This window comes from Sedimentibacter sp. B4, from assembly GCF_000309315.1.
Classification (GTDB): domain Bacteria; phylum Bacillota; class Clostridia; order Tissierellales; family Sedimentibacteraceae; genus Sedimentibacter; species Sedimentibacter saalensis.
Genome location: NZ_CANG01000839.1, coordinates 1 through 216, shown reverse-complemented (window position 1 = coordinate 216; position 216 = coordinate 1). Strand labels below are relative to the sequence as shown.

Annotated in this window: 1 pseudogene; it reads left to right on the top strand. The window is 62.0% G+C overall.

Going from position 1 to position 216, the window contains the following annotated elements:
• Positions 1 to 216, top strand: a pseudogene (locus tag BN358_RS27045) (hypothetical protein); the annotation flags it as partial.

Sequence of the window (216 nt, the reverse complement as noted above, 5' to 3'; positions counted from 1 at the left end):
TTCCAGCGGCTCACTGCGGAGGGCGCCGACACCAAGCGCGCTTACGCCGAGGACTGGCCGTTCGAGAAGAAGTTCTGGGAGGAGGAGGTCAGTGTCGGCCGCTACCTGGTCAGCCGAAGCTCGCTGTTCCTGAACCAATGGCTGATCTCGAGGGTCGGGGAGGAAGTCGGCCCTCAACAGACGTTCACACGGTTCAAGACCTACATCGAGCACGAC